Here is a 24,388-nt window from a genome sequence, read left to right on the forward strand (position 1 = left end):
GGGGTTCGTCGGCCATGGACCCGTCTGTCCCAGGCGCCGGTCTTTGGCATGGCCGGCTCAGGGTAACGTTTCGCGCCAAAAACGGCGTTGACTACGCGCAACAGTCGGTGGCTGGAAAGCCCCTAATTGCACACGCACCGCGCCCTGCTCGGCACTGTCGTATATCTGGCTGCCCAGTCGCTGGTAGCGCTCTACTACCTGCGGGTGAGGATGGCCGAACGCATTGCCACGCCCACGGGAAATCAGCACCGACGTGGGCGCCAGCCGCTGTAGAAAAGGCCACGACGACGAACTGCGGCTGCCATGGTGAGGCGATTGCAGCCAATCGGTGCGCACGGCCAGCGAAGACGCGAGAAATGCTCGCTCGGCAGCCCGATCAATATCCCCCGTGAGCAGCAGCCGCTCACCATTGGCCTGGACCTGCAGAACACAGGACTTGGGATTGCCATCAATCGCATCAGGCCACTGCCACAGCTCGAATGCCACACCGTCCCACTCCCACCGTTCGCCGCTGACACAGGGCTGGGTGGCGAGAAACCCGGGCAACCCCTCGGTTTCACCGCCCACGACACGCCGGATCGGCAACCCTCGGGCCACAGCCGACGCCCCACCGGCATGATCGGCGTCGGCGTGGCTCAGCAGCATCATATCCAGCGTCCCGACGCCGAGTTTTTTCAACGCAGGCACTACCACACGGGCACCAAGGTCAACCGTCCCCGAACGCGGGCCGGCATCGTAGAGCAACGTGTGATGGCGGGTACGCAGGATCAAGGCCTGACCTTGCCCGACATCCAGTTGCACCACCTCCACCCGCCCATGGGGCACGAGCTCGCGGGGTGGAAACACGGCCAACAACAGCAGCGGCAAGCCCAGGGGCCGAAACGGCACGCCGCTGGGCAGCAGTAACAGCACCGCGCCGACCAGGCTGATCAGCCAGTAACCCAGGGGCACCTCGGCCGGTATCCAGGCAGGCATTAGCCCAGCGAGCCATGCCAAGCTCCGGAACAACCCGTCAAGCGCCCCACCCGCCAGCCACAACAAGCCCTCACCCGCATACGGCAGCGGCAACAATGCGCTCCCCAGCAAGGCCAGGGGCAACACCACCAGGCTGATCCACGGCACGGCAACCAGGTTGGCCAGCGGCGCACTGACGCTGACGGGCAAGCCGAGCACCAGCAACACAGGAAACAGACCAACGGCAATCAAGCACTGGGGACGTGTCCATGCCTGCCAGACACTCCACGGCCCCAACCGCCCACCAAATCCCAGGACCAGCACCGCGACAGCCATGAAGGACAGCCAGAATCCGGGTTGCAGGCTGGCCAGTGGCTCCAGGATCAGCACGCCATTGAGTGCCAGCAACAACGGCCACCAGAAGCCCAGATGACGAAAGCGCAGGCGCCACAACAACACCAGCCCCACCATGACGCAGGCCCGTTGCACCGGCACGCCAAACCCTGCCAGCAGGCCGTACCCCAGCGCGGCGGCAAACGCCAGGCCGCACGCCCAAGGCAGCCACGGCCAGGTACGGGGCCAGCAGCCGTAGCGTGCAAGTAGCGCGACCAAGCCGTAGATCAACCCCGCCAGCAAGCCAATGTGCTGGCCGGAAATCACCAGCAGATGCACCGTGCCCGTGTCCTGCAACACCTGCCAGTCTTCGGCCGCCAGCCCGGAGCCATCCCCCAGCACCAAAGCCGACAGGCCCGCCTCGCGGCCTTGGGCGTCCACCGCCATCAGGCGTTGGCGGACCGTGTCACGCCAGGCATGACGCGCCGGCGCCAGGCGCTCACCATCCTTCACCGAGCCGGTGGCGCCAATGCGCTGGGCCAGCAGCCAGGCCTCCTGATCGAAACCGTGAAAATTGAGCAGCCCGGCAGGCCGTTTCAGCGTCACGGCCAGACGCCAGCGCTCGCCACTGCGTACCGGCGGCCCGCCGTGCCAAAACACCCGGATGCGCTTGGGCAACCGGGCGTTGCGCGCCTGGCTGTCGGCCAGCTCAAAACGCACGCCCGTCCCTGTCTGCTGCGGTAACCCGGTTACACGGCCTTCCAGCCATCGCGTCTGGCCATCCAGCACCGGCCCTAGTCGATCATCCAGCGCCCACTGCGCACTGATGCAGGCCCAGCTCAAGCCCAGCAGGAAAAATGCCAGTGGCGACGTACGAAAGGGCAATAGCATCAATGCCAGCACCAACATGGCTATCAGCCACCCCGTCGACGGCAACGCCGGTAAAAAACGCAAGGCAAGCAACCCCAGCGCGAGCGCGAACATCCCTGTCTTCATGAACCCTCCTTTTCAAGTGATCCACTCAGTCTTAGACGAGGGCCCAGCGTGTCCTATGATGTTTTGTCACAAAGTCTGAATTTTCTGTTTATAGAATGCGGGCATACTTGCCCCTCGAACTGACCTGGACCCCCTATGCCTCGGCGCTTATTCAAACGGTACATGCCCGACCCCACCAGTATCAGGGAACACAAGTCATTACAGTTTCTTGGCACGTTGCTGCACGACCCGAACCTCTGGCACCTGAACCGGCACTCCGTGGCACGCGCAATGGCCGTGGGTTTGTTCGCGGCGTTTATCCCGATCCCGTTGCAGATGCTGCTGGCGGCAGTGCTGGCGATCACCGTGCGCGGCAATATGCCCATCGCCATCAGCCTGGTATGGCTGACCAACCCGATCACCATGCCGGTGGTGTTCATCTGCACCTACATGACCGGCGCCTGGCTGATGAATGTGCCACCGCGCAGCCTGCCCGACGACCTGACCTGGGAATGGATCAGCGGCCAGTTGAGCACGCTGTGGCAGCCCTTCCTGCTGGGTTCGGTGGTGTTGGGGCTGGTGCTGGGCGCACTGGCCTACTGCCTGACCATGGGGTACTGGCGCTGGTGGGTCGCGCACCAATGGAAAAAGCGCAAGCAGCGCCGAGGCTGAGACCTATCGCGCCGGCAACCGCAGGTACACACGTAGGCCCTGGCCGGTATTTTCCGCCCACAGGCTGCCGTCCTGGCGTTGCACGGCATTGCGCGCGATGCTCAGGCCCAGCCCGAAGCCACCATCGCCGGGCCTCGAACCGTCCAGCCGCGTAAACGGCGCAAAGATTCGCTCCAGATCCTGCTCATCGATTCCCCCGCCCTGGTCTTCCAACCAAAGGTGCCAATACTCCCCCTCGCGGCATCCATCCAGGCACACGATCCCCTGCGCCGGGGAATGGCGTATGGCGTTGCGCAGGATATTCTCCAGGGCCTGGGCCAGGGCATTCAGGTTGCCCCGCACCCAACTGTCGGCGCCCAGAAGGCAGGGCAGCCGCGATGCCGGCCAACCGCTTTCAAAGCACGCGTTCTCGCGCAGCATGTCCCACAGCGCCTGCACCTGAATATCTTCTTTGGGCAGCGGCGCCCGCTCGGTATCCAGCCAGGCCAGTTGCAGACTGTCTTCCACCAGGCGCTGCATGGCGTCGATCTCCCGCCCCAGCCGCTCACGCAGGCGCGCAAGATCCTGCTCACTGTCGCAGGCCACCCGCAAACGGCTCAAGGGCGTGCGCAGTTCATGGGACATGTCCCTTAACAGCTGCTGTTGCAGCATCACGGTACCCTGCAAGCGCTCGGACATATGATCAAACGCGCGCCCCAGCTCGCCCAATTCGTCCTGGCGGCTGGTGGCGTCGTGGGACATCCGCGTATTCAACTGATCGGCACGCCATGCGTTGGCCTGCTCGCGCAGTTGATTGAGGGGCATGATCAGCAGCCGATAGAGACCGATGCATAGCAACAAGGTAAATAGACCGGGAATTACACCGTTGGTCAGCACCCGCCAGAACAGTTGGTAGCGCCCCGGCATAAAGCGCTGCGGCAGTTCAATCACCAACGAACCGGCGCCCGGATCCACCGCAAACGGGATCTTCAACCACGGCAACCCCTTGACGTGGCGACTGACCGGCCAGTCCAGGCCCCGCAGGAAGGTCAGGCGCTGGCTTTCCGTATCGGTCAGCGGGTAGCTGCTCAACGACTGCAAGTCATTGCCGATCACCCCGACCCACGTGCTTTCGCGCTTGCCCATTGCCTGCAGCCACGCATCGACGCCGGCATTGCCGCCCTGGTTCCAGGCCTGCTCGGCGCCTGCCGCATAACCACTCAAGGTGCTCCTGGCCTCATCGGACAGGTAGGCGTTCTTTTGCTCCATGTACCGACCCCAGGACCAACTGAGCCAGATCATCAGCAAACAGAAGGCGATCAGCAGGCAGGCGAGCTTCCAGAATAACGAGTGCCTGCCCGGCAGCCGTTTCAGCGATGCCTCAAAGCCCATCGTCGTGACCGCTCAGCACATAGCCCTTGCCCCACACCGTGCGCACCTCACGCTCGGTGTAGCCGATGGCCTTGAGCTTGCGGCGGATCTGGCTGATATGCATGTCGAGGCTGCGATCATGGGGCGCATAACCCCGTTGCAACACGTGCTGGTAGAGGAAGGCTTTGCTGAGGACTTCTTCAGCGTTGCGATGCAGGGTTTCCAGCAGGCGATATTCGCTGCGGGTCAGGCCCGCCCAGCGCTCCTGATGAAAAACATCGCACAGCTCATCATCGAAACGCAGCGTGCGGGTGTCCTCGCGCACGGGCGCAAGCGTCGGCAACGGGCGCCGATCCAGGGCCACTCGACGCAGGATGGCTTCGATACGCACGCGCAGCTCAACCATGCTGAAGGGCTTGGGCAGGTAATCATCGGCCCCCAGGCGAAAACCGCTGACGCGATCGGTTTCAGCGCCCAGGGCCGACATCAGGATCACCGGAATCGAATGGCTCCGGCGCAAATGGGTGAGGATCGACAAGCCATCCAGGCCCGGCAGCAGAATATCCATCAACACCACGTCGAATGCCTGGTCGCGCGCCATCTCCAGGCCCTGCTGACCGTTCTGGCACCAGGTGACCTGGAAGCCACAGCGCCCCAAATGCTCGTGCACATAGGCACCCAGCACGGGGTCATCTTCAATTGTGAGGATACGGGGTAGGCCAACTGCCGCGGGATTCATTAGCGTCTGCAAGTCATTCTCAATCACTGATTATTCAAGATAACCCCGCCGCAGGCAATCGCCACACGGCGTCCAACGGCCCGAAGATTGCCCTCTGTCATTAATTTGCAAGATTCCAGGCCGCGCAAATGGCTACACTGCGCAGGTGGCGCGGGCCGGATGCCGGCGCGGAAGATTGATATCAGTGTGGTAGCAGGAGAGTGGCGTGCTTAAACGAATGGGGATAAAAGGCCGCGTACTGTTGCTGACCTTATTACCGACCAGCCTGATGGCCCTGTTGTTGGGAGGGTACTTCACCTGGATGCAGCTCTCGGAGTTGCAGGCCCAACTGCTGCAACGCGGCGAAATGATCGCCGAGCAGCTGGCGCCCCTGGTGGCCCCCGCCATGGGCAGCAGGAACACCGACCTGCTGGAGCGTATCGCCACCCAATCCCTGGAACAGACGGACGTGCGCACCGTGGCATTCCTGGCGCCGGACCGCACGCCCCTGGCCCACGCCGGCCCGACCATGCTCAACCAGCCGCCGGTCGGCAACAGCTCCCACCTGCTGCAACGCACCGGCAACGACGCCACGCGCTACCTGCTGCCGGTGTTTGGTCGCCATCGCAACCTGGCGGGCGATTTGATCCCCGATGAAGCCGATCGCCTGCTCGGCTGGGTCGAGGTGGAGTTGTCCCACAACGGCATGTTGCTGCGCGGCTATCGCAGCCTGTTCGCCAGCCTGCTGCTGATTGCCATCGGCCTGATCTGCACTGCGGCCCTGGCCTTGCGCATCAGCCGTACGATCAACGCGCCGATTGGCCTGATCAAGCAAGCGGTGGCCCAACTCAAGGACGGCAACCTGGAAACCCGCCTGCCACCCTTGGGCAGCCAGGAGCTGGATCAACTCGCATCGGGCATCAACCGCATGGCCGAAACCCTGCAAAATGCCCGGGAAGAATTGCAGCACAGCATCGACCAGGCCACCGAAGACGTGCGCCAGAACCTGGAAACCATCGAGATCCAGAACATCGAGCTGGACCTGGCGCGCAAGGAGGCCCTGGAGGCCAGCCGCATCAAGTCCGAGTTCCTGGCGAACATGAGCCATGAAATCCGCACGCCGCTCAACGGCATACTCGGCTTTACCCACCTGCTGCAAAAAAGCGAGCTGACCCCGCGCCAGTTGGACTACCTGGGCACCATCGAAAAATCCGCCGACAACCTGCTGGGCATCATCAACGAAATCCTCGATTTCTCGAAGATCGAGGCCGGCAAGCTGGTGCTCGACAGTATCCCGTTCAACCTGCGGGATCTGCTGCAAGACACCCTCACCATCCTCGCTCCCGCCGCCCATGCCAAGCAACTGGAACTGGTCAGCCTGGTGTACCGCGACACGCCGCTGGCGCTGGTGGGCGACCCGCTGCGGCTCAAGCAGATCCTCACCAACCTGATCAGCAATGCGATCAAGTTCACCCGCGAAGGCACCATCGTGGCCCGGGCGATGATCGAGGACGAGCAGGAAGACAGCGTGCAACTGCGCATCAGCGTGCAGGACACCGGCATCGGCCTGTCCAGCCAGGACGTGCGGGCGTTGTTCCAGGCGTTCAGCCAGGCCGACAATTCACTGTCGCGCCAGCCCGGCGGTACGGGGCTGGGCCTGGTGATTTCCAAGCGCCTGATCGAACAAATGGGCGGTGAAATCGGCGTCGACAGCACGCCGGGCGAAGGTTCTGAATTCTGGATCAGCCTGAACCTGCCCAAGACCCGCGACGACGTCGAAGACCTGCCCTGCGCGCCGTTGCTGGGCCATCGCGTGGCGGTACTGGAAAACCACGACCTGGCGCGCCAGGCCCTGCAGCACCAATTGGAAGACTGCGGCCTGGAAGTAACGCCGTTCAATACCCTGGAAAGCCTGACCAACGGCATCACCAGCGCTCACCAGACCGAGCAGGCTATCGACCTCGCGGTACTCGGCGTGACCGCCAACGATATTCCGCCCGAGCGCCTCAACCAGCACCTGTGGGACCTCGAACACCTGGGTTGCAAGGTGCTGGTGCTGTGCCCCACCACCGAACAGATGCTGTTCAACGAGTCGGTACCCAACCCCAACAGCCAGTTGCAGGCCAAGCCGGCGTGTACCCGCAAGCTGCGCCGTGCGCTGTCCGACCTGATCAGCCCGCGGCCGTCCCGCAGTGAACCGGGCGAGCTGTTGTCCAGCCGTGCGCCGCGTGTGCTGTGTGTCGACGACAACCCAGCAAACCTGCTGTTGGTGCAGACCCTGCTGGAAGACATGGGCGCGCAGGTCCGTGCAGTGGAAAGCGGCTACGCGGCGGTCGACGCAGTGAAACAGGACACCTTCGACCTGGTGCTGATGGACGTGCAGATGCCGGGCATGGACGGACGTCAGAGCACCGAGGCGATCCGCCAGTGGGAAAGCGAGCGCCATGGCACGCCCTTGCCGGTGGTCGCCCTCACCGCCCATGCCATGGCCAACGAGAAGCGCGCCTTGCTGCAAAGCGGTATGGACGATTACCTGACCAAACCCATCAGCGAACGGCAACTGGCCCAGGTAGTGCTGAAATGGACCGGCCTGGCCCTGCGCAACCAGGTGCCGGAGCGCGCCGTCGAAGGCCTGGGCCCCGGGGTGCAATTGCCGGTGCTGGACCACGAGGAAGGCCTGCGCCTGGCCGCCGGCAAGATGGACCTGGCGGCCGACATGCTGGCCATGCTGCTGGCCTCCCTGGAAGCCGACCGCCAGGCCATTCACGTCGCCCGTGAGGCCAAGGACAACCTGGCCCTGATCGAACGCGTCCACCGTCTGCACGGCGCCACCCGCTACTGTGGCGTGCCGCAACTGCGCGCCGCCTGCCAGCGCGCCGAAACCCTGCTCAAGCAGGACGACGCCAAGGCCGTGACCGCGCTGGACGAGCTGGACATGGCCATTGCACGGCTGGCCAGTGAAGCGCGGGTCAGCGCCTGAATTCATCAAAAAGGAAGCCTTTGATGCGCGTGATTCTTTTCAGCAGCCAGACCTACGACCGCGACAGTTTCCTCGGCGAGCCCTTGCCGCACGGCCTGGAACTGCAATTCCAACCCGCCCGGCTCAACCTCGACACCGTCGCCCTGGCCGAACACCACGAGGTGGTCTGCGCCTTTATCAACGACGACCTCAGTGCCCCGGTGCTGGAACAGCTGGCCAAGGGCGGCACGCGGTTGATCGCGTTGCGTTCGGCCGGCTACAACCATGTGGACCTGCCTGCCGCCAAACGCCTGGGCCTGACCATCGTGCGCGTCCCGGCCTATTCGCCCCATGCGATCGCCGAACACGCGGTGGCCCTGATCCTCGCCCTCAACCGCCGCCTGCATCGCGCCTACAACCGCACCCGCGACGGCGATTTCAGCCTGCATGGCCTCACCGGCTTCGACCTGGTGGGCAAGACCGTCGGCGTGGTCGGCACCGGCCAGATCGGCGCCACGTTCGCCAGGATCATGGCGGGCTTCGGTTGCCGGCTGCTCGCCTACGACCCGTTCCCCAACCCGCAGGTCCAGGCCCTCGGCGCTGACTATGTGAGCCTGCCGGAGCTCTTGGCCCAGGCCCAGATCATCAGCCTGCACTGCCCGCTGACCGCCGACAGCAAGCACCTGATCAATGCGCACTCCCTGGCGCGGATGCAACCCGGCGCCATGCTGATCAACACCGGTCGCGGTGGCCTGGTCGACACGCCGGCGCTGATCGAAGCACTCAAGGACGGCCAGCTCGGCTACCTGGGGCTGGATGTGTACGAGGAGGAAGCCCAGCTGTTTTTCGAGGACCGCTCCGACCTGCCCTTGCAGGACGACGTGCTCGCGCGCCTGCTGACCTTCCCCAACGTGATCGTCACCGCACACCAGGCGTTCCTCACCCGCGAAGCCCTGGCGGCGATTGCCGGCACCACATTGGCCAATATTGCGGCATGGGCCGATGGCCGGGCGCAGAACCTCGTCGAAGGATGATCAGCGGTCACATACCAGGCTCATGATCAGCAGGCACCCGTGATAGGATGCCGCGCCTATTTGGAGGATCCATGGCCGAACACGATTTCCGCTTCAGCTTGCTGAGCCCGCAACACACCCTGATCGAATGCCGCGCCCTGGTGCCGGGCCGTTACCAGGTCACCGGTAACGGTGGCTCGATCAAGCATGATGACGTGCTGATCGTCACCCTGCGCGGCAGTAAAACCTTGTCCATGCGCCTTACCGTCGAAGGTGACGCGCGCTACTCCATCCGCCCTGCCGGCCAGTGGGTCGCCATGGCCCGCGGGCCGAAGTTCGGCGAGCTGGAGATTCACACCTGGAAGGTCAACTGCGACAGCTGCGACACCGTGCTGGAGTTTGAATTCGCGGTGGAAACCAAGCTGACCAAGGAGCCGCTGCAACCGGCCGCCCACGCGCGCATTGCCGAGTTGGGCTGGACCAGCGAAGGCGACAAGCACCGTTGCCCGACATGCCAGAAGGCCGGGCAATGAAAGGCCTGCTTCTGCTCGCCGCCGTCGGTGCGGCCCTGAGTGGCTGCGCCGGTGACGCGGCCAAGCTCAAGCAGGATCACAGCTACGTGGTGGAGTGGATTGGTGAGCGGCCGTTGATGGATTACGCACACCTGACCGTCACCCTCGGCGCCGATGGGCGTGCCTACGGCAACGGCGGTTGCAACCACTGGTTCGCGCCGTACACCCTTGAGGGCGACAGACTCAGCTTCGGCAAGCTCGGCAGCACCCGCAAGCTCTGCGCCGAGGCCCTGATGGAACAGGAACAGCGCTTCTTCCAGGCCCTGCAAGGCGTACAGCGCTGGGACATCTCGCCGATCGAGCAGACCCGCTTCTGGCCGGCCGAAGGCAAGCCGATTCGCCTGTGGCTCGAAGAGGGCTGATTCCACCGATCTACAGGTTGGTGAGCTTTAAATGTGGGAGGGGGCTTGCCCCCGATGACGGTGTAACAGTCACTGATGTATTGACTGACACACTGCTATCGGGGGCAAGCCCCCTCCCACATTTGATCGAGGACAATACTCTAGCCGCGCAAGGCCTTGAGCTTGGCCAACACCCCTTCCGCCGTCTGCTCACCCATCAACTGCTCGCGCACCTTGCCCTTGTCATCGATGATATAGGTCACCGGCAACGCTTCGCTGCGCGGAATCTCGAAGATCCCATCCGGGTTCTGCGCCAGCACGGTGAACTTGATCCCCAGTTTGTCGCTGGCTTCCTTCAGCTCTGCACCCTGCACATTGTCGAAGTTGACCCCGAACACCCCCACGCCCTGCCCCTTCAACTGTTCCGCCAGGGCGTTGAGTTCGGGGATTTCCGTACGGCATGGGCCACACCATTCCGCCCAGTAGTTGACCACCAGCCACTGTTTGTCCAGGCGCTCGGCCGCGACCTTCTGGCCGTACTGGTCAACGCCGTAGTCATTGCCGCAGCCGCTGAGCAGCAGGGTTGTGATGATCGCCAATGCACCGATCAGTCGCCTTGTCATGGGGTATTCCTTCGCAAAAATGAACGTTGGCTGCGACCTATCGCCTCTTACGGTTTAAGGACAGGACGCCGCGCAGGTAGAATACCCGCCACCTTACGCAAGATGCGACCCGCACATGACCGATCTGACGCTTTATCACAACCCGCGCTGCTCGAAATCCCGCGGTGCGCTCGAACTGCTGGAAGCCCGAGGCCTCGCCCCCACCGTGGTGCGTTACCTGGAAACCCCGCTGAATAGCGCACAATTGAAGACACTGCTGGCCAAGCTGGGCATCAGCGCCCGCCAACTGCTGCGCACCGGCGAAGACGAATACAAGGCCCTCAACCTGGCCGACGCCAGCCTCAGCGAAGCGCAGTTGATCGCCGCGATCGCCGAACATCCCAAGCTGATGGAACGCCCGATCCTGGAAACCGCCGATAAAGCCATCATTGGCCGTCCCCCAGAGAACGTGCTGGAGATCCTGCCGTGACGTCGCCGTATGTGCTGGTGTTGTATTACAGCCGCAATGGCTCGGTGAGCGAAATGGCTCGGCAGATTGCCCGGGGCATCGAGCAAGGCGGCATGGAAGCGCGACTGCGCACCGTACCGGCGATCTCCACCGAATGCGAAGCCGTGGCGCCGAGCATCCCGGACGAAGGCGCGCTGTACGCCAGCCTCGATGACTTGAAAAACTGCTCGGGCCTGGCCCTGGGCAGCCCGACGCGCTTCGGCAACATGGCCGCGCCGCTCAAGTACTTCCTCGATGGCACCAGCAACCTGTGGCTCACCGGTGCGCTGGTCGGCAAGCCGGCCGGGGTGTTCACCTCCACCGCCAGCCTGCATGGCGGCCAGGAAACCACGCTGATGTCGATGCTGTTGCCGCTGCTGCATCACGGCATGCTGATCACTGGCCTGCCCTACAGCGAACAGGCGCTGCTCGACACCCAGGGCGGCGGCACGCCGTATGGCGCCAGCCACCATGCCGGGCCGGATGGCAAGCGCCTGCTCGACCCGCATGAAATCACCCTGTGCCGGGCCCTGGGCCTGCGCCTGGCCAAGACCGCCACGTTGCTGGAGAACGGCCGTGGCCAGGAAGCCTAAGGTTCTGCCGCCGCAAGCGTGGCTGGAGCCACGGGTCAAGGCGGTACGCGCGTTAAGCCTGCTGGCGTTTTTCGCCCTGGTGGGTTTGTTGTGCGGGTACTACCTGTTCGTCGCCGACCTGCACGGCGCACGCCCGTGGGTGATCCTGCTGATCGAACTGGTGCCGCTGCTGGTGCTGGCGCCGGGGATGATCATCGGCAGCGCGCGCGGGCATTCGTGGATGTGCTTTGCGGTGAACCTGTATTTCATCAAGGGCGCGCTGGCGGCGTATGACCCGAACCGGCAGTGGTTCGGGGTGCTGGAGATGCTGGCCAGCCTGGCGGTGTTTTGCACGGTGCTGCTGTATGTGCGCTGGCGGCACCAGTTGAACCGCCGGTTGGCCACACCCTAGAAGCCGGTCAGTGATTCACCGTATAGGCCAGCATCATCGACAGCTGGCACATCGGCCGCCCGCTCTCGGCATGCCACTGGTTGAACGCAGCCTGCACCGTGGCCAGGTCGCGCAGGCTGGTGGGTGCCTTGTCGACAATCTTCTGCGCATTCAATGCCGCGACCACGTCATAGCTCGGCACAAAGGTATCCTTGCCCACCATCCGCAAAAAGCGCGGGGCCGACAGCCCGCCCAGTTGATGACCGTGCTTGCTCAGGTATTTCCATAACCCGACGATATCGGTCACCGGCCAGTCGGCGATAAATGCGCCGAAGCTGCCTTTTTCCTGCTCGATGTCCAGGATCATCTGCGCATTGCGCGGCACGCTCTTGAGCTTGCCCAGGTGACGGATGATGCGCGTGTCCTGCATCAGCCGCTCTAGGTGCTCGGCACCCATCAGCACGACTTTTTCAGGGTCGAAGCCGAAGAACACCTGCTCGAACGCCGGCCACTTGGCATCCACCACGCTGTGCTTCAAGCCGGCGCGAAACACGCGCAGCGCCAAGGTCGACAGGTAGCGATCATCACTGATCTTGCGTAACTGCGCCGGGGTCTTGGGCACCGGCAGGTGGGCGTCCAGCTCGGCCGCTGAACCGAAGCGGTTCAGACAATATTCGTGCAGCCACTTGTAATCGCGCATGCCCTCTCCTGCTGTTGAATGCTGGCAATGGAATTGAAAACGGCGCCCGCGAGCGCCGTGTGTCAGAGCGTTGAATGAGCTCAGAGGTTCACCACATTGACGAAACGCGGCGCGGCGCTCTCATCGATTTTCAGGCTGGTGAAGTCGAACAGGTTGCGGTCGGCCAATTGCGAAGGCTGCACGTTCTGCAGGCTGCGGAAGATACTTTCGGTACGCCCGGGGGTCTTGCGCTCCCAATCCACCAGCATGTCCTTGACCACCTGGCGCTGCAGGTTTTCCTGGGAGCCGCACAGGTTGCACGGGATTATCGGGAATTGCTTGAAGTCGGAGTAGGCCTGGATGTCCTTCTCGCTGCAATACGCCAGCGGGCGGATCACCACGTTGCGCCCGTCATCGGCACGCAGCTTGGGCGGCATGGCCTTGAGCGAACCGTTGAAGAACATATTGAGGAAGAAGGTCTCGACAATATCGTCGCGGTGGTGACCCAGGGCCATCTTGGTCGCACCGATCTCATCGGCAAAGGTGTAGAGCGTGCCACGGCGCAGGCGCGAGCATAGCGAGCAGGTGGTCTTGCCTTCAGGGATCAGTTCCTTGACCACCGAATAGGTGTCTTTTTCGACGATGTGGTACTCGACGCCCAGTGCCTTGAGGTAGGCCGGCAGCACGTGCTCGGGGAAGCCCGGTTGTTTCTGGTCCATATTGACCGCAACGATGTCGAACTTGATCGGTGCGACCTTTTGCAGGTGCAGCAGCACGTCGAGCATGGTGTAGCTGTCTTTGCCGCCGGAGAGGCAGACCATGACCTTGTCGCCGTCCTCGATCATGTTGAAATCGGCGACTGCCTCACCGGCCAGGCGGCGCAGGCGTTTTTGCAGTTTGTTCTGGTTGACCGTAAGAGTGCCCATGGCGCTTGGATCCGCTGGAGGTGTGTGACGAAAAGCCGGGTATTTTACGCAAAAAAAACAGCTAAAGGGCTAACAGTAAAAGACCCCGCCGCGATTAGGCCCCCTGTTTACAGCGCAATTTGCTCTAAAGGCCCTACGGTTATTCCGGTCATCCCTTCCTATACTGCGACTTGAGGTCGCACACATATATCCAGACCTTTGTGGCCATTTGGCCCGTGGGCGCTCCGATGGGGGGCGATGGTAATAACGACAGGAGTGACTGGCATGATCCATCACGTCGTGGGGCTGTTTACCCATCCCGACCAGGAATGGCGGGAAATTCGTGGCGATAAAGAAGAAAGCATCGGCCACATGTACCTCACTCACACCCTGATTCTCGCGGCGATCCCCGCCGTATCGGCTTTTATCGGCACCACCCAGGTCGGCTGGGTCATCGGCAACCGCTCCCCGGTCATGCTGACCCAGGAAAGTGCGCTGTGGATGACTCTCATGTCCTACGCGGCCATGCTCGGCGGCGTGGCAGTGATGGGCGCGTTCATTCACTGGATGGCCCGCACCTACGACGCCAACCCCAGCATGGCGCGGTGCGTGGCGTTTGCCACCTATACCGCGACACCTCTGTTCATCGGCGGGCTGGCGGCGCTCTACCCGCATATGTGGCTGGGCATGGTGGTGGGCACTGCGGCGATCTGCTACACGGTGTACCTGCTGTATGTCGGCGTACCGACCTTCATGAGCATCGACCCGGATGAAGGCTTCCTGTTTTCCAGTTCGATACTGGCCGTAGGGCTGGTGGTGCTGGTGGCGATCATGGCGTTTACCGTGATCGTCTGGGGCCTGGGCGTGGGGCCGATCTACACGAACTGACCCGTTCAATGGCAAAGGCAAGGCCACCGCAAGGTGGCTTTGTGCGTGATGGATGACCATTCGGCGCCTGACAGATTCGGAAACACTCGGTTTTGCGGCATACTGGACGTCTCTGGAGATATGTACAGCATGCCCGAGCAACTCAATACCCGCGTCGAAGATTGTTTCCTGCAAGCCGAATCCTTTTTCAAACGAAGCTTCAAACGCCCCCAGGTCAGCCTCAAGCTGCGGGGTCAGAAGGCCGGTGTCGCGCATTTGCACGAGAACCTGCTGCGCTTCAACCCACAGTTGTACCGAGAAAACAGCCAACACTTCCTGAAACAGACCGTGGCCCATGAGGTGGCGCACCTGATTGCCCACCAATTGTTTGGCGAGCGCATCCAGCCCCATGGCGAGGAATGGCAACTGATCATGCGTGGGGTCTACGAACTGCCGCCGGACCGCTGCCACACCTATGCCGTGAAGCGTCGCCAGGTGACCCGTTATATCTACCGGTGCCCGTGTGCCGACAGCGACTTCCCGTTTTCATCGCAACGCCATGGCATGGTGGCTCAGGGACGGCGGTATCTGTGCCGGCGGTGTCGGCAGACCTTGGTGTTTACCGGCGAAACCAGGGTGGAATAAAGGCCTCATCGAGAGCAAGCCTCCACCCAGCCACTACATAATCACCTTGGAGCTGCGCAGCTCGCTGATGCGCTGCGGGCTCAAGCCCAGCTCCGCCAACACTTCATCACTGTGCGCGCCCACGGCGACGCCAATGTGCCGGGGCGCTGGCAACCCTTCCGAAAACTTCAACGGGCAGGCTATCTGCGCCTGGCTCGAGCCATCGCCCCTGGGCACCTGGCTGACCAGCGCCCGCGCCTTCAACTGCGGATGGGCCACGGCTTCGCTGAGCGTCAGCACCGGCTCCACGCAGGCATCCGCCCCGGCAAACAGCTCGCACAACTGCTCGAAACTGCGCTTCTCGAACTCCACCTGCAAGGCCTGCCTAAGCGCCGGCTGCTGCTCAGGCTTCAAGCCCTGCGCGGCCAACTCCGGGCGGCCCAACGCTTCACACAACTGCTGCATGAAAGCCGGTTCCAGGCTGCCGACCGACATCCAGCGCCCATCTCGCGAGCGGTAGTAATCGTAGAAACTTCCGCCATTGAGCACATGGCTCTCCCGCTCAGGCTCTACACCACACGCCAGGTAACCCGCGCCGGCCATGGCATTCAGGCTGAACGAGCAATCGGTCATGCTCACATCCAGGTATTGGCCGACCCCGCTCTGCTGCCGGGCGATAACGGCCGCCAGCAGCCCCACTACCGCATGCAGCGAACCGCCGCCCACGTCCGCCAACTGCACGCCCAAGGGCAGTGGCCCGCTGTCCCGGCGCCCGGTGTAGCTGGCGACCCCGGCCAGCGCCAGGTAGTTGATGTCATGCCCGGCGCGGTCCTTATAGGGCCCGGTCTGGCCGTAACCGGTGATCGACACATAAATCAGCCGCGGGTTGATCGCCTTCAGCGCCTCATAGCCCAGGCCCAGGCGCTCCATCACGCCGGGGCGGAATTGTTCGAGGACAATGTCGTAGTCCTTGACCAGTTCGCGCACGATCTCCAGCCCTTCGGGCTGTTTCAAATCCAGCGCCAGGCTGCGTTTGTTGCGATTGAGGTAGGCATGGCTGGCCGAAGTCCCCCGGTCATGGGGCGGCAGCACCCGCAGCAGGTCCGTGCGCGTGGGAGATTCGATGCGCAGTACCTCGGCGCCCATGTCCGCCAGCATCAAGGAAGCAAACGGGCCGGGCAGCAAGGTGGAAAAATCCAGTACTTTGAGGGACGCCAAGGGACCTGACATGGAGACTCCATTTGGGTTTCGAATTCCCACAGACTAGGCAGCCTGGCGCCTACCGGCAATCGTCAGAACGATCATCGAGGGTGACCGTTTTGATCATGGCGGGCTTTTTCGTGGCAGCGGCTTTATCATTGCCCCACGTTTGCTTGCAGAGTGTTCCATGAAGTTTGCGATTGCAGTGTTTTCCGCCGCCCACGCGCCCTCCTCGCGCCGCGCCCTGCTGTTTGCACAGGCAGCGTTGGCCGGCGGGCATGAGATTGTGCGGCTGTTTTTCTATCAGGACGGCGTCTACGGCGCCTCCAATAACATCGTTGCCCCCCAGGATGAGCAGGACATTGCCCGCCAATGGCGCGAGTTGGTCAATGCGCATCAACTCGACGGCGTGGTGTGCATCGCTGCCGCCTTGCGTCGTGGCGTGCTGAATGCCGAGGAAGCCACGCGCTATCAACGCAGCGCGGCCAACCTGGATGCGCCCTGGGCATTGTCGGGCCTGGGGCAATTGCACGACGCCACCCAGGCCGCCGACCGCCTGATCTGTTTTGGAGGGCCGTGACATGTCCAAATCCTTGTTAGTGATCAGCCGCCAGGCGCCCTGGTCCGGGCCGAGCGCGCGCGAAGCGCTGGATATCGTGCTGGCCGGGGGCGCGTTTGATCTGCCGATCGGCGTGCTGTTCATGGATGACGGCGTGTTCCAACTGGCGCCGCACCAGGACGCCAAGGCCGTGCAGCAAAAAGACCTCAGCGCCAATCTGCAGGCCTTGGGCCTGTTCGGCATCGATGAGGTGTTCGCCTGCCGCCACAGCCTGGGTGAGCGCGGGCTGACGCAGCCGGCCAATGCCCAGTCGCTGGACAGCGAAGCGATCTCCAGGCTGATTGACCGTTACGACCAGGTGATAACCCTCTGATGTCGACTTTACATGTGGTATCTCACTCTCCTTTTACCGATAGCCGCCTCGCCAGTTGCCTGCGTATCTGTGGCGCCGAGGATGCGATCCTGCTCTGCGGCGATGGCGCCTACGGGCTGCACGACCCGGCCCTGCGCACCAAGGGCGTGAAGGTGTTCGTGCTGGCGGAAGACATGCAGGCGCGCAATCTGCCGCTGCCGGACTGGGCCGACAGCGTGGACTACCCGGGTTTCGTGCAGCTGTCGCTCGACTACCGCAAGGTCAACACCTGGCTATGAACACCCTGACCGTAGGCCCGCGCACCCTCGAACTGGACAAGGACGGTTACCTCGTCGACCTGAACGAATGGTCCCCTGAGGTGGCCGAGGCCCTGGCCGCCGCCGAAGCCCTGGAGCTGACCCCGGACCATTGGCAGATCCTCGAGCTGCTGCGCCAGTTCTATGCCGAGTTCCAGCTGTCCCCCGCCACGCGCCCGCTGATCAAGTACACCGCCTTGAAGCTCGGCCCGCAAAAGGGCAACAGCCTGCACCTCAACACACTGTTCAACGGCACTCCCGCCAAACTCGCCGCCAAGCTGGCGGGCCTGCCCCGGCCGACGAATTGCTTATGACCGACTTTGCCCCACTGACCCTTGAAACCCCTGCCGAGCATCCGTTTGCGCAGTTCGTGCGCATCCTGGGCAAAGGCAAGCGCGGCGCGCGCAACCTCACCCGCGAAGAGGCCCGCGACGCCATGGGCATGCTGCTCGACGAACAAGTCGAAGACACCCAGCTCGGCGCCTTCCTGATGCTGCTGCGCCACAAGGAAGAAAGCCCGGAAGAACTCGCCGGTTTTACCCAAGCCGTGCGTGAACGCCTGGACGCCCCCGCACTGAATGTGGACGTCGACTGGCCGACCTACGCCGGCAAGAAGCGCCACCTGCCGTGGTTCCTGCTGGCCGCCAAGTGCCTGGCGCAACATGGCGTGCGCATTCTCATGCACGGCGGCGGCGCACACACGGCGGGCCGGCTGTACACCGAACAATTGCTCGAAACCCTGCACATCCCGCTGTGCCGCAATTGGCAGCAGGTCGGGACCGCGTTTGAACAAGGCAACCTGGCGTTTATCCCGCTGGGCGACTGGGCGCCGCAACTGCAACGCATGATCGACCTGCGCAACACCCTGGGCCTGCGCTCGCCGATCCACTCCCTGGCGCGCCTGCTCAACCCGCTGAATGCGCGCTGCGGCCTGCAAAGCATTTTCCACCCCGGTTACCAGGGCGTGCACCGCGATGCCAGCGGCCTGCTTGGCGACCATGTGATCGTGGTCAAGGGCGACGGCGGCGAAGTCGAGATCAACCCCGACACGATCAGCCACCTCTATGGCACCACCGGTGGCGAAAGCTGGGATGAAGAATGGCCCGCGCTCTCCGACCAGCGCCACGTCAAGCCGGCAACCCTGGAGCCTGATCACCTGAAGGCCGTGTGGCGCGGCGACGTAGAAGACAGCTACCCGCAACTGGCGCTGATCGCCACCATGGCCCTGGCCTTGCGCGGCCTCGGCCACCCACGGGAACAGGCGTTCGCATTGGCCCGACAATACTGGGATGCACGGGACAAATCGATTTAATCGATCATTCACGCCCGGTCTTTGCGCTTTTAGTTCGAACTCATCCCTTTAGACTGGGCTCCAACGCTTATTAGCCAAGGAGCCAGTCATGGGTTTGCTGATCGAAGGACATTGGAAAGACCAGTGGTACGAAAGTAGCGCAGATGGCGCTTTCCAGCGCGAACAGGCCCAGCGCCGCCACTGGGTGACCGCCGATGGCCAGCCGGGGCCCAGCGGCGAAGGCGGCTTCAAGGCCGAGGCCGGTCGTTATCACCTCTATGTGTCCCTGGCCTGCCCCTGGGCCCATCGCACCCTGATCCTGCGCAAGCTCAAGGGCCTGGAAAGCATGATCGACGTGTCCGTGGTCAGCTGGCTGATGCTGGAAAACGGCTGGACCTTCGACAAGGCCCACGGCTCCACCGGCGATAAGCTCGATGGTTTCGAATTCATGCACCAGCGCTATACCGCCGACACCGCCGACTACACCGGCCGCGTCACCGTGCCGGTGCTATGGGACAAGCAGCTCAACCGCATCGTCAGCAATGAATCGGCAGAGATCATCCGCATGTTCAACAGCGCGTTCAACGGCCTGACCGGCAACACCCTGGACTTCTACCCCGAGGCCCTGCGCCCGGCCATCGATGGGCTGAACGAGCGGATCTACCCGGCCGTGAACAATGGCGTGTACCGCGCAGGCTTTGCCACCTCACAAAAAGCCTATGAAAGCGCGTTTGATGATGTGTTTGCCGAACTGGACCATCTGGAGCAGCACTTGGGCGACCATCGCTACTTGGCCGGCGAGTACCTGACCGAGGCGGATGTGCGCTTGTTCACCACGCTGATTCGTTTTGATGCGGTGTATTACAGCCACTTCAAATGCAATCTGCGGCGGATTGCCGATTATTCGAACCTGTCGAATTGGCTGAGGGAGATGTATCAGTGGCCGGGCGTGGCCGAGACGGTGGATTTCGCACACATCAAGGGGCATTACTATGGGAGCCACCGCACGATCAACCCGACGGCGATTGTGCCGAAGGGGCCGTTGCAGGCGTTTGATGCCGGGCATGATCGAGTGAAGCTAACCAGCAAAGGCGTTTGGAGCTGATACAAAACCCGTAGGAGCGAGCTTGCTCGCGAAGAACTCAAAAACACCGCGTGCATTCAGGATGGGCGCGTTATCGCTGACGATTTTCGCGAGCAAGCTCGCTCCTACAGTTGATGTGTGTGTGCAAGTGCTCAGACTTGTGACTGGGCGCCTTCAAACCACTTCAGCTTCTCGCGCAGCACCACCACCTCACCGACGATCACCAGCGTCGGCGCATGCACTTCATGCTCCGCCACCATGCGCGGCAAGTCTGCCAGGGTGCCGGTAAACACGCGCTGGTTGGACGTGGTGCCCTGCTGGATCAACGCCGCCGGGGTATCCGCGGCACGCCCATGCTTGATCAGTTGCTCACAGATGATCGGCAAGCCAATCAAGCCCATGTAGAACACCAGGGTCTGCGACGGCCCTACCAGGTCACTCCAAGGCAGGTCCGACGTCCCATTCTTCAAGTGCCCGGTGATAAAGCGTACCGACTGTGCGTAGTCGCGATGGGTCAGCGGAATCCCGGCGTACGCCGCGCAACCACTGGCTGCGGTGATCCCCGGCACCACCTGGAACGGGATGCCATGGGCCGCCAGTTCCTCGATTTCTTCACCGCCACGACCAAAGATGAACGGATCGCCCCCCTTGAGGCGCAGCACGCGCTTGCCTTGCTTGGCCAAGTCCACCAGTTGCTGGTTGATCTGGTCTTGCGGCACGGCGTGGTCGGCGCGGCGCTTGCCGACGTAGATGCGCTCGGCATCACGACGGCACAGCTCCAGAATCGCCGGCGCCACCAAACGGTCGTACAGCACCACGTCGGCTTGCTGCATCAGGCGCAGGGCACGGAAGGTCAGCAGGTCCGGGTCGCCCGGGCCGGCACCGACCAGGTACACCTCGCCCGGCGCATAAGGCGGTGCGCCGTTGACTTTTTCGATCAACAGACGCTCAGCCTCATCGCCCTGCCCGGCCAACTGACGGTCGGCAATCGGCCCTTGGAACACTTCTTCCCAGAACGCCCGACGCTGCTGCACATCCGGGTACAAGCCTTTGACCTGGGCACGAAAGCGCGCCGCCAGCCCGGCCAACTGGCCGTAGGTGGACGGAATCCAGGTTTCCAGCTTGGCCCGGATCAAGCGCGCCAGCACCGGCGCATCCCCGCCGCTGGACACCGCGATCACCAAGGGCGAACGGTCGACAATCGCCGGGAAGATCACGCTGCACAAGGCCGGCGCGTCAACCACATTGACCGGTACGCAACGACGCTTGGCGTCACTGGACACTTGCGCGTTCAGTGGCTCGTCGTCGGTCGCCGCGATGATCAGGGTGCAGCCTTCCAGGTCGGCCTCCTGATAACCGCGCAGAATCATTTCCCCGCCACTGCCCTGCACCAACTCGCGCAACTGGTCTTCGATCTGGGGAGCAACCACCCGCAGCACGGCGCCGGCGTCAGCCAGCAGGCGGGATTTGCGCAAGGCAATCTCCCCCCCACCGACGACCAGCACACGACTGCCGCGCAGGTTATGAAACAGCGGCAGGAATTCCATTTAGCGGATGACCTCGACGCCCGCCATGTAAGGCTTGAGCACTTCAGGTACGCGGATCGAACCGTCAGCCTGCTGGTAGTTTTCCAACACCGCCACCAGGGTTCGACCTACAGCCAGGCCCGAACCGTTGAGGGTGTGCACCAGCTCCGGCTTGCCGGTTTCCGGGTTACGGAAACGCGCCTGCATGCGCCGGGCCTGGAAATCACCGCAGTTGGAGCACGACGAAATCTCGCGGTATTTGTCCTGGCTGGGTACCCACACCTCGAGGTCGTAGGTCTTCACGGCGCTGAAGCCCATGTCGCCGGTGCACAGCGCCAGGACGCGGTACGGCAGCTCCAGCAGCTGCAGGACACGTTCGGCGTTGGCGGTCAGGCCTTCCAGGGCGTCCATGGAGGTCGACGGCTCGACCACTTGCACCATCTCGACCTTGTCGAACTGGTGCTGGCGGATCATGCCGCGGGTGTCACGCCCCGACGCACCGGCTTCACTGCGGAAGCACGGGCTGTGGGCGACGAACTTGAGCGGCAGTTGCTTGGCATCGAGGATCTCGCCGGCAACGATATTGGTCAGCGACACTTCGGCGGTCGGGATCAGGTACAGATCGGCTTCGCCATCGCGGCTGATCTTGAACAGGTCTTCCTCGAACTTCGGCAGCTGGCTGGTGCCCATCAGCGCCGGCGCCTGCACCAGGTACGGAGTGTAAGCCTCTTCGTAACCGTGCTCGCCGGTGTGCAGGTTGATCATGAACTGCGCCAGGGCACGGTGCATGCGTGCGATCGGGCCGCGCAGCAAGGCAAAGCGCGCACCGGACATCTTGGCGGCGGTTTCGAAATCCAGGCCACCGGTCAATTCGCCCAGGGCGACGTGGTCCTTGATCTCGAAATCAAAGGCCGTTGGCGTGCCCCAGCGGCGCACTTCGACGTTGCCGTCTTCGTCGTCGCCAATCGGCACGGACTCGTGCGGCAGGTTGGGGATGCCCAGCAGGATCGAATCCAGCTCGGACTGAATGCCTTCCAGCTCGACCTTGCCGTCGGACAGCTCGGTGCCCATGCGCTCGACGTCCGCCATCAACGGCGCGATGTCTTCGCCACGTTGCTTGGCCTGACCGATGGATTTGGAACGCGCATTCCGCTCAGCCTGCAGTGCTTCGGTGCGGGTCTGGACGGTCTTGCGCTGTTCTTCCAGCGCTTCGATGCGCGCAACATCCAAGGCAAAGCCACGGGATGCCAGGCGGTCCGCTACGTCCTGAAGGTTGCTACGTAACAGTTTGGAATCGAGCATGTCGGTCTCTCGTTTATCAAAGTTTGGTCAAGGACAGGCCGGCCCAGGTGGCGAGCAGCCCGCCGAACACGCTGATGCCCAGGTACCCGAAGGCGACCAGGGCCTGCCCGCTTTCCAGCAGGCGCAGCGTATCCAGTGAAAAGGATGAAAAGGTCGTCAGACCGCCTACAAAGCCGACAATCAAGCCGGCGCGAATTTCAATCGGTACTTCCGGGCGCAACAGGAACCAGCCGTACAACAACCCGATGATCAGGCAACCCACCAGGTTGACCGCCAGGGTCGCCGCATAAAAATGCTTCGGCCAATTGGCGCTCACCCAAGTACCGGTGGCGAAACGCAATAATGTACCAGCGATGCCGGCTGCGGACACGGCAAGAATCGTCTTGAACACTACTTTCTCCGCTGTTTGGGGCTGAGGCGGTCGAGTTGGGCGAGGTGATTGAGCTTTTCACCGATCTTCAGCTCCAGGCCGCGGGGCACCGGCTGGTAGAACGGCTGCGGCTCAAGCTCATCGGGGAAATAGTCTTCGCCGGCGGCATAGGCGTCCGGCTCATCATGGGCATAGCGGTATTCATCACCGTAGCCCAGTTGTTTCATCAACTTGGTCGGCGCATTGCGCAGGTGCAGCGGCACTTCGAGGGAGCCGTGTTCGGCGGCCGCACGCAGGGCGGACTTGAAGCCCATGTACACCGCGTTGCTTTTCGGTGCGCAGGCCAGGTACGTGATGGCCTGGGCCACCGCCAGCTCGCCTTCCGGGCTGCCGAGGCGCTCCTGCACTTCCCAGGCCGCCAGGCATAGGCTCAAGGCACGCGGGTCGGCGTTGCCGATGTCTTCACTGGCCATGCGCACCACGCGGCGCGCCAGGTACAGTGGGTCGCAGCCGCCGTCGATCATGCGCGCAAACCAATACAGCGCGCCGTCCGGGTTGGAGCCGCGCACGGATTTGTGCAGCGCCGAAATCTGGTCGTAGAAAGCTTCGCCGCCCTTGTCGAAACGTCGACGCGTATCGCCGAGCAGGCTTTGCAACAGGTCGACGCCAATCTCGCTGCCGTCTTCGGCGAGGTCGGAGGCGTTCTCCAGCAGGTTGAGAAAGCGGCGACCGTCGCCGTCGGCAGCGCTGAGCAGGATCTTGAAGCCTTCGTCGCTGAGGCTCAGCTGACGCTTGCCCAGGCCCTTGTCTTCGCTCAAGGCACGGTGCAACAGCTTCTGCATCGCGGCTTCGTCGAGGCTCTTGAGCACATAGACCCGCGCCCGCGAGAGCAACGCATTGTTCAATTCAAACGAAGGGTTTTCGGTGGTGGCACCGATAAAAATCAGCGTGCCATCCTCGACGTAGGGCAAAAACGCATCCTGCTGAGACTTGTTGAAGCGATGCACTTCGTCGACAAACAGGATGGTGCGCTTGCCGTACTGCCCGGCCTGCTGCTTGGCCACCTCGACAGCCTGGCGGATCTCCTTGACCCCGGCCAGCACGGCCGAGACCGTTTCGAAGTGTGCATCCGAGACTTTTGCCAGCAGCCGCGCCAGGGTGGTCTTACCCACGCCCGGCGGCCCCCAGAAAATCATCGAGTGCAGCGCACCCTGCTCCAGGGCTTCGCGCAACGGCTTGCCGCGAGCGAGCAGGTGTTCCTGACCGACGTACTCATCCAGGTTGGTCGAGCGCAGGCGCGCGGCCAAAGGCTGGGCAATCGGGTCACTTCGAAACAGATCCATGGGCAGCGT

At 62.9% G+C, this 24,388-nt stretch carries 27 protein-coding genes; 16 read left to right on the forward strand and 11 right to left on the reverse strand.

Annotated elements, in window-relative coordinates:
- Positions 1–57: 57 nt before the first annotated feature.
- Positions 58–2,283, reverse strand: coding sequence for a ComEC/Rec2 family competence protein (locus tag FX984_RS06630; RefSeq protein WP_223841606.1), 2,226 nt, complete (start codon positions 2,281–2,283; stop codon positions 58–60).
- Positions 2,284–2,418: 135 nt separating this feature from the next.
- Between FX984_RS06630 and FX984_RS06635 the strand changes: the two genes are divergently transcribed.
- A complete protein-coding gene (locus FX984_RS06635) occupies positions 2,419–2,934 on the forward strand; it encodes a DUF2062 domain-containing protein (protein WP_027607322.1) in 516 nt (171 codons plus the stop codon).
- 3 nt (positions 2,935–2,937) lie between these two features.
- Here FX984_RS06635 and FX984_RS06640 read toward each other — a convergent pair whose 3' ends face one another.
- Positions 2,938–4,305, reverse strand: coding sequence for a sensor histidine kinase (locus FX984_RS06640; protein WP_146477151.1), 1,368 nt, complete (start codon positions 4,303–4,305; stop codon positions 2,938–2,940).
- Positions 4,295–5,023: a response regulator transcription factor gene (locus FX984_RS06645; protein ID WP_027607324.1), complete on the reverse strand. Its 729-nt coding sequence runs from the start codon at positions 5,021–5,023 to the stop codon at positions 4,295–4,297. Before FX984_RS06645 ends, FX984_RS06640 begins: the two co-directional genes overlap by 11 nt.
- A 205-nt stretch (positions 5,024–5,228) precedes the next feature.
- Here FX984_RS06645 and FX984_RS06650 point away from each other — a divergent pair, with 205 nt between their 5' ends.
- The 4 genes from FX984_RS06650 (at position 5,229) to FX984_RS06665 (ending at position 9,908) form a co-directional block, all read left to right on the forward strand.
- Entirely contained in the window at positions 5,229–7,982 is a 2,754-nt protein-coding gene (locus FX984_RS06650) for a response regulator (RefSeq protein WP_146477149.1), read from the forward strand.
- A 23-nt stretch (positions 7,983–8,005) separates the two neighbouring features.
- Positions 8,006–8,995, forward strand: a complete 990-nt coding sequence (locus tag FX984_RS06655; protein ID WP_092357596.1) for a 2-hydroxyacid dehydrogenase — start codon at positions 8,006–8,008, stop codon at positions 8,993–8,995.
- A gap of 71 nt (positions 8,996–9,066) precedes the next feature.
- Positions 9,067–9,507, forward strand: coding sequence for a hypothetical protein (locus tag FX984_RS06660; protein WP_146477147.1), 441 nt, complete (start codon positions 9,067–9,069; stop codon positions 9,505–9,507).
- Complete coding sequence (locus tag FX984_RS06665) at positions 9,504–9,908, forward strand: META domain-containing protein (RefSeq protein WP_108572692.1); 405 nt, start codon at positions 9,504–9,506, stop codon at positions 9,906–9,908. The genes FX984_RS06660 and FX984_RS06665 overlap by 4 nt, the downstream gene beginning before the upstream one ends.
- 140 nt (positions 9,909–10,048) lie before the next feature.
- On the opposite strand, the gene FX984_RS06670 is transcribed toward FX984_RS06665, so the two are convergent.
- Positions 10,049–10,510, reverse strand: a complete 462-nt coding sequence (locus tag FX984_RS06670; protein WP_032889653.1) for a TlpA disulfide reductase family protein — start codon at positions 10,508–10,510, stop codon at positions 10,049–10,051.
- A gap of 115 nt (positions 10,511–10,625) precedes the next feature.
- Between FX984_RS06670 and arsC the strand changes: the two genes are divergently transcribed.
- Genes arsC through FX984_RS06685 form a run of 3 tightly spaced genes read left to right on the forward strand, consistent with a single transcriptional unit; the run spans position 10,626 to position 11,981 of the window.
- Positions 10,626–10,979, forward strand: coding sequence for an arsenate reductase (glutaredoxin) (arsC, locus tag FX984_RS06675; protein WP_092357602.1), 354 nt, complete (start codon positions 10,626–10,628; stop codon positions 10,977–10,979).
- On the forward strand, positions 10,976–11,590 hold the full coding sequence (gene wrbA, locus FX984_RS06680) for an NAD(P)H:quinone oxidoreductase (RefSeq protein WP_092357604.1): 615 nt from the start codon (positions 10,976–10,978) through the stop codon (positions 11,588–11,590). The genes arsC and wrbA overlap by 4 nt, the downstream gene beginning before the upstream one ends.
- The gene (locus tag FX984_RS06685; RefSeq protein ID WP_146477145.1) at positions 11,574–11,981 is read left to right on the forward strand and encodes a DUF2069 domain-containing protein; all 408 of its coding nucleotides are present in this window, start codon (positions 11,574–11,576) and stop codon (positions 11,979–11,981) included. The genes wrbA and FX984_RS06685 overlap by 17 nt, the downstream gene beginning before the upstream one ends.
- Before the next feature lie 7 nt (positions 11,982–11,988).
- Here the strand turns inward: FX984_RS06685 and FX984_RS06690 are convergent, their stop codons facing one another.
- Positions 11,989–12,660, reverse strand: coding sequence for a DNA-3-methyladenine glycosylase I (locus FX984_RS06690; protein WP_053128532.1), 672 nt, complete (start codon positions 12,658–12,660; stop codon positions 11,989–11,991).
- 80 nt (positions 12,661–12,740) lie between these two features.
- A complete protein-coding gene (gene ttcA, locus FX984_RS06695) occupies positions 12,741–13,565 on the reverse strand; it encodes a tRNA 2-thiocytidine(32) synthetase TtcA (protein ID WP_146477143.1) in 825 nt (274 codons plus the stop codon).
- 264 nt (positions 13,566–13,829) lie between these two features.
- Between ttcA and FX984_RS06700 the strand changes: the two genes are divergently transcribed.
- Entirely contained in the window at positions 13,830–14,432 is a 603-nt protein-coding gene (locus FX984_RS06700; RefSeq protein WP_027606356.1) for a Yip1 family protein, read from the forward strand.
- Between the two features lie 129 nt (positions 14,433–14,561).
- A complete protein-coding gene (locus tag FX984_RS06705; protein WP_027606355.1) occupies positions 14,562–15,056 on the forward strand; it encodes a SprT family zinc-dependent metalloprotease in 495 nt (164 codons plus the stop codon).
- 33 nt (positions 15,057–15,089) lie between these two features.
- Here the strand turns inward: FX984_RS06705 and FX984_RS06710 are convergent, their stop codons facing one another.
- A complete protein-coding gene (locus tag FX984_RS06710) occupies positions 15,090–16,265 on the reverse strand; it encodes a CaiB/BaiF CoA transferase family protein (RefSeq protein WP_027606354.1) in 1,176 nt (391 codons plus the stop codon).
- Between the two features lie 157 nt (positions 16,266–16,422).
- On the opposite strand from FX984_RS06710, the gene tusD reads away from it, so the two are divergent.
- The 6 genes from tusD to FX984_RS06740 all read left to right on the forward strand — a co-directional run bounded on the left by tusD (position 16,423) and on the right by FX984_RS06740 (position 19,859).
- Entirely contained in the window at positions 16,423–16,815 is a 393-nt protein-coding gene (gene tusD / locus FX984_RS06715; RefSeq protein WP_027606353.1) for a sulfurtransferase complex subunit TusD, read from the forward strand.
- Between the two features lies 1 nt (position 16,816).
- Positions 16,817–17,167, forward strand: coding sequence for a sulfurtransferase complex subunit TusC (gene tusC / locus FX984_RS06720; RefSeq protein WP_027606352.1), 351 nt, complete (start codon positions 16,817–16,819; stop codon positions 17,165–17,167).
- The gene (gene tusB, locus FX984_RS06725; protein ID WP_027606351.1) at positions 17,167–17,445 is read left to right on the forward strand and encodes a sulfurtransferase complex subunit TusB; all 279 of its coding nucleotides are present in this window, start codon (positions 17,167–17,169) and stop codon (positions 17,443–17,445) included. The genes tusC and tusB overlap by 1 nt, the downstream gene beginning before the upstream one ends.
- Complete coding sequence (locus FX984_RS06730) at positions 17,442–17,777, forward strand: TusE/DsrC/DsvC family sulfur relay protein (RefSeq protein WP_027606350.1); 336 nt, start codon at positions 17,442–17,444, stop codon at positions 17,775–17,777. Before tusB ends, FX984_RS06730 begins: the two co-directional genes overlap by 4 nt.
- Positions 17,774–18,775, forward strand: a complete 1,002-nt coding sequence (locus tag FX984_RS06735) for a glycosyl transferase family protein (RefSeq protein WP_027606349.1) — start codon at positions 17,774–17,776, stop codon at positions 18,773–18,775. The genes FX984_RS06730 and FX984_RS06735 overlap by 4 nt, the downstream gene beginning before the upstream one ends.
- 88 nt (positions 18,776–18,863) lie before the next feature.
- Complete coding sequence (locus FX984_RS06740; protein WP_146477141.1) at positions 18,864–19,859, forward strand: glutathione S-transferase family protein; 996 nt, start codon at positions 18,864–18,866, stop codon at positions 19,857–19,859.
- Between the two features lie 131 nt (positions 19,860–19,990).
- Here the strand turns inward: FX984_RS06740 and cysG are convergent, their stop codons facing one another.
- Genes cysG through FX984_RS06760 form a run of 4 tightly spaced genes read right to left on the reverse strand, consistent with a single transcriptional unit; the run spans position 19,991 to position 24,379 of the window.
- Positions 19,991–21,385, reverse strand: coding sequence for a siroheme synthase CysG (gene cysG, locus FX984_RS06745; protein WP_027606347.1), 1,395 nt, complete (start codon positions 21,383–21,385; stop codon positions 19,991–19,993).
- Complete coding sequence (serS, locus tag FX984_RS06750; protein ID WP_027606346.1) at positions 21,386–22,666, reverse strand: serine--tRNA ligase; 1,281 nt, start codon at positions 22,664–22,666, stop codon at positions 21,386–21,388. It lies immediately after the preceding gene.
- Between the two features lie 16 nt (positions 22,667–22,682).
- Positions 22,683–23,057: a fluoride efflux transporter CrcB gene (gene crcB, locus FX984_RS06755; RefSeq protein ID WP_027606345.1), complete on the reverse strand. Its 375-nt coding sequence runs from the start codon at positions 23,055–23,057 to the stop codon at positions 22,683–22,685.
- On the reverse strand, positions 23,057–24,379 hold the full coding sequence (locus FX984_RS06760; RefSeq protein WP_027606344.1) for a replication-associated recombination protein A: 1,323 nt from the start codon (positions 24,377–24,379) through the stop codon (positions 23,057–23,059). Before FX984_RS06760 ends, crcB begins: the two co-directional genes overlap by 1 nt.
- Positions 24,380–24,388: the final 9 nt, after the last annotated feature.

It is taken from the genome of Pseudomonas marginalis, assembly GCF_008692035.1.
In the GTDB taxonomy this organism is placed as follows: domain Bacteria; phylum Pseudomonadota; class Gammaproteobacteria; order Pseudomonadales; family Pseudomonadaceae; genus Aquipseudomonas; species Aquipseudomonas marginalis.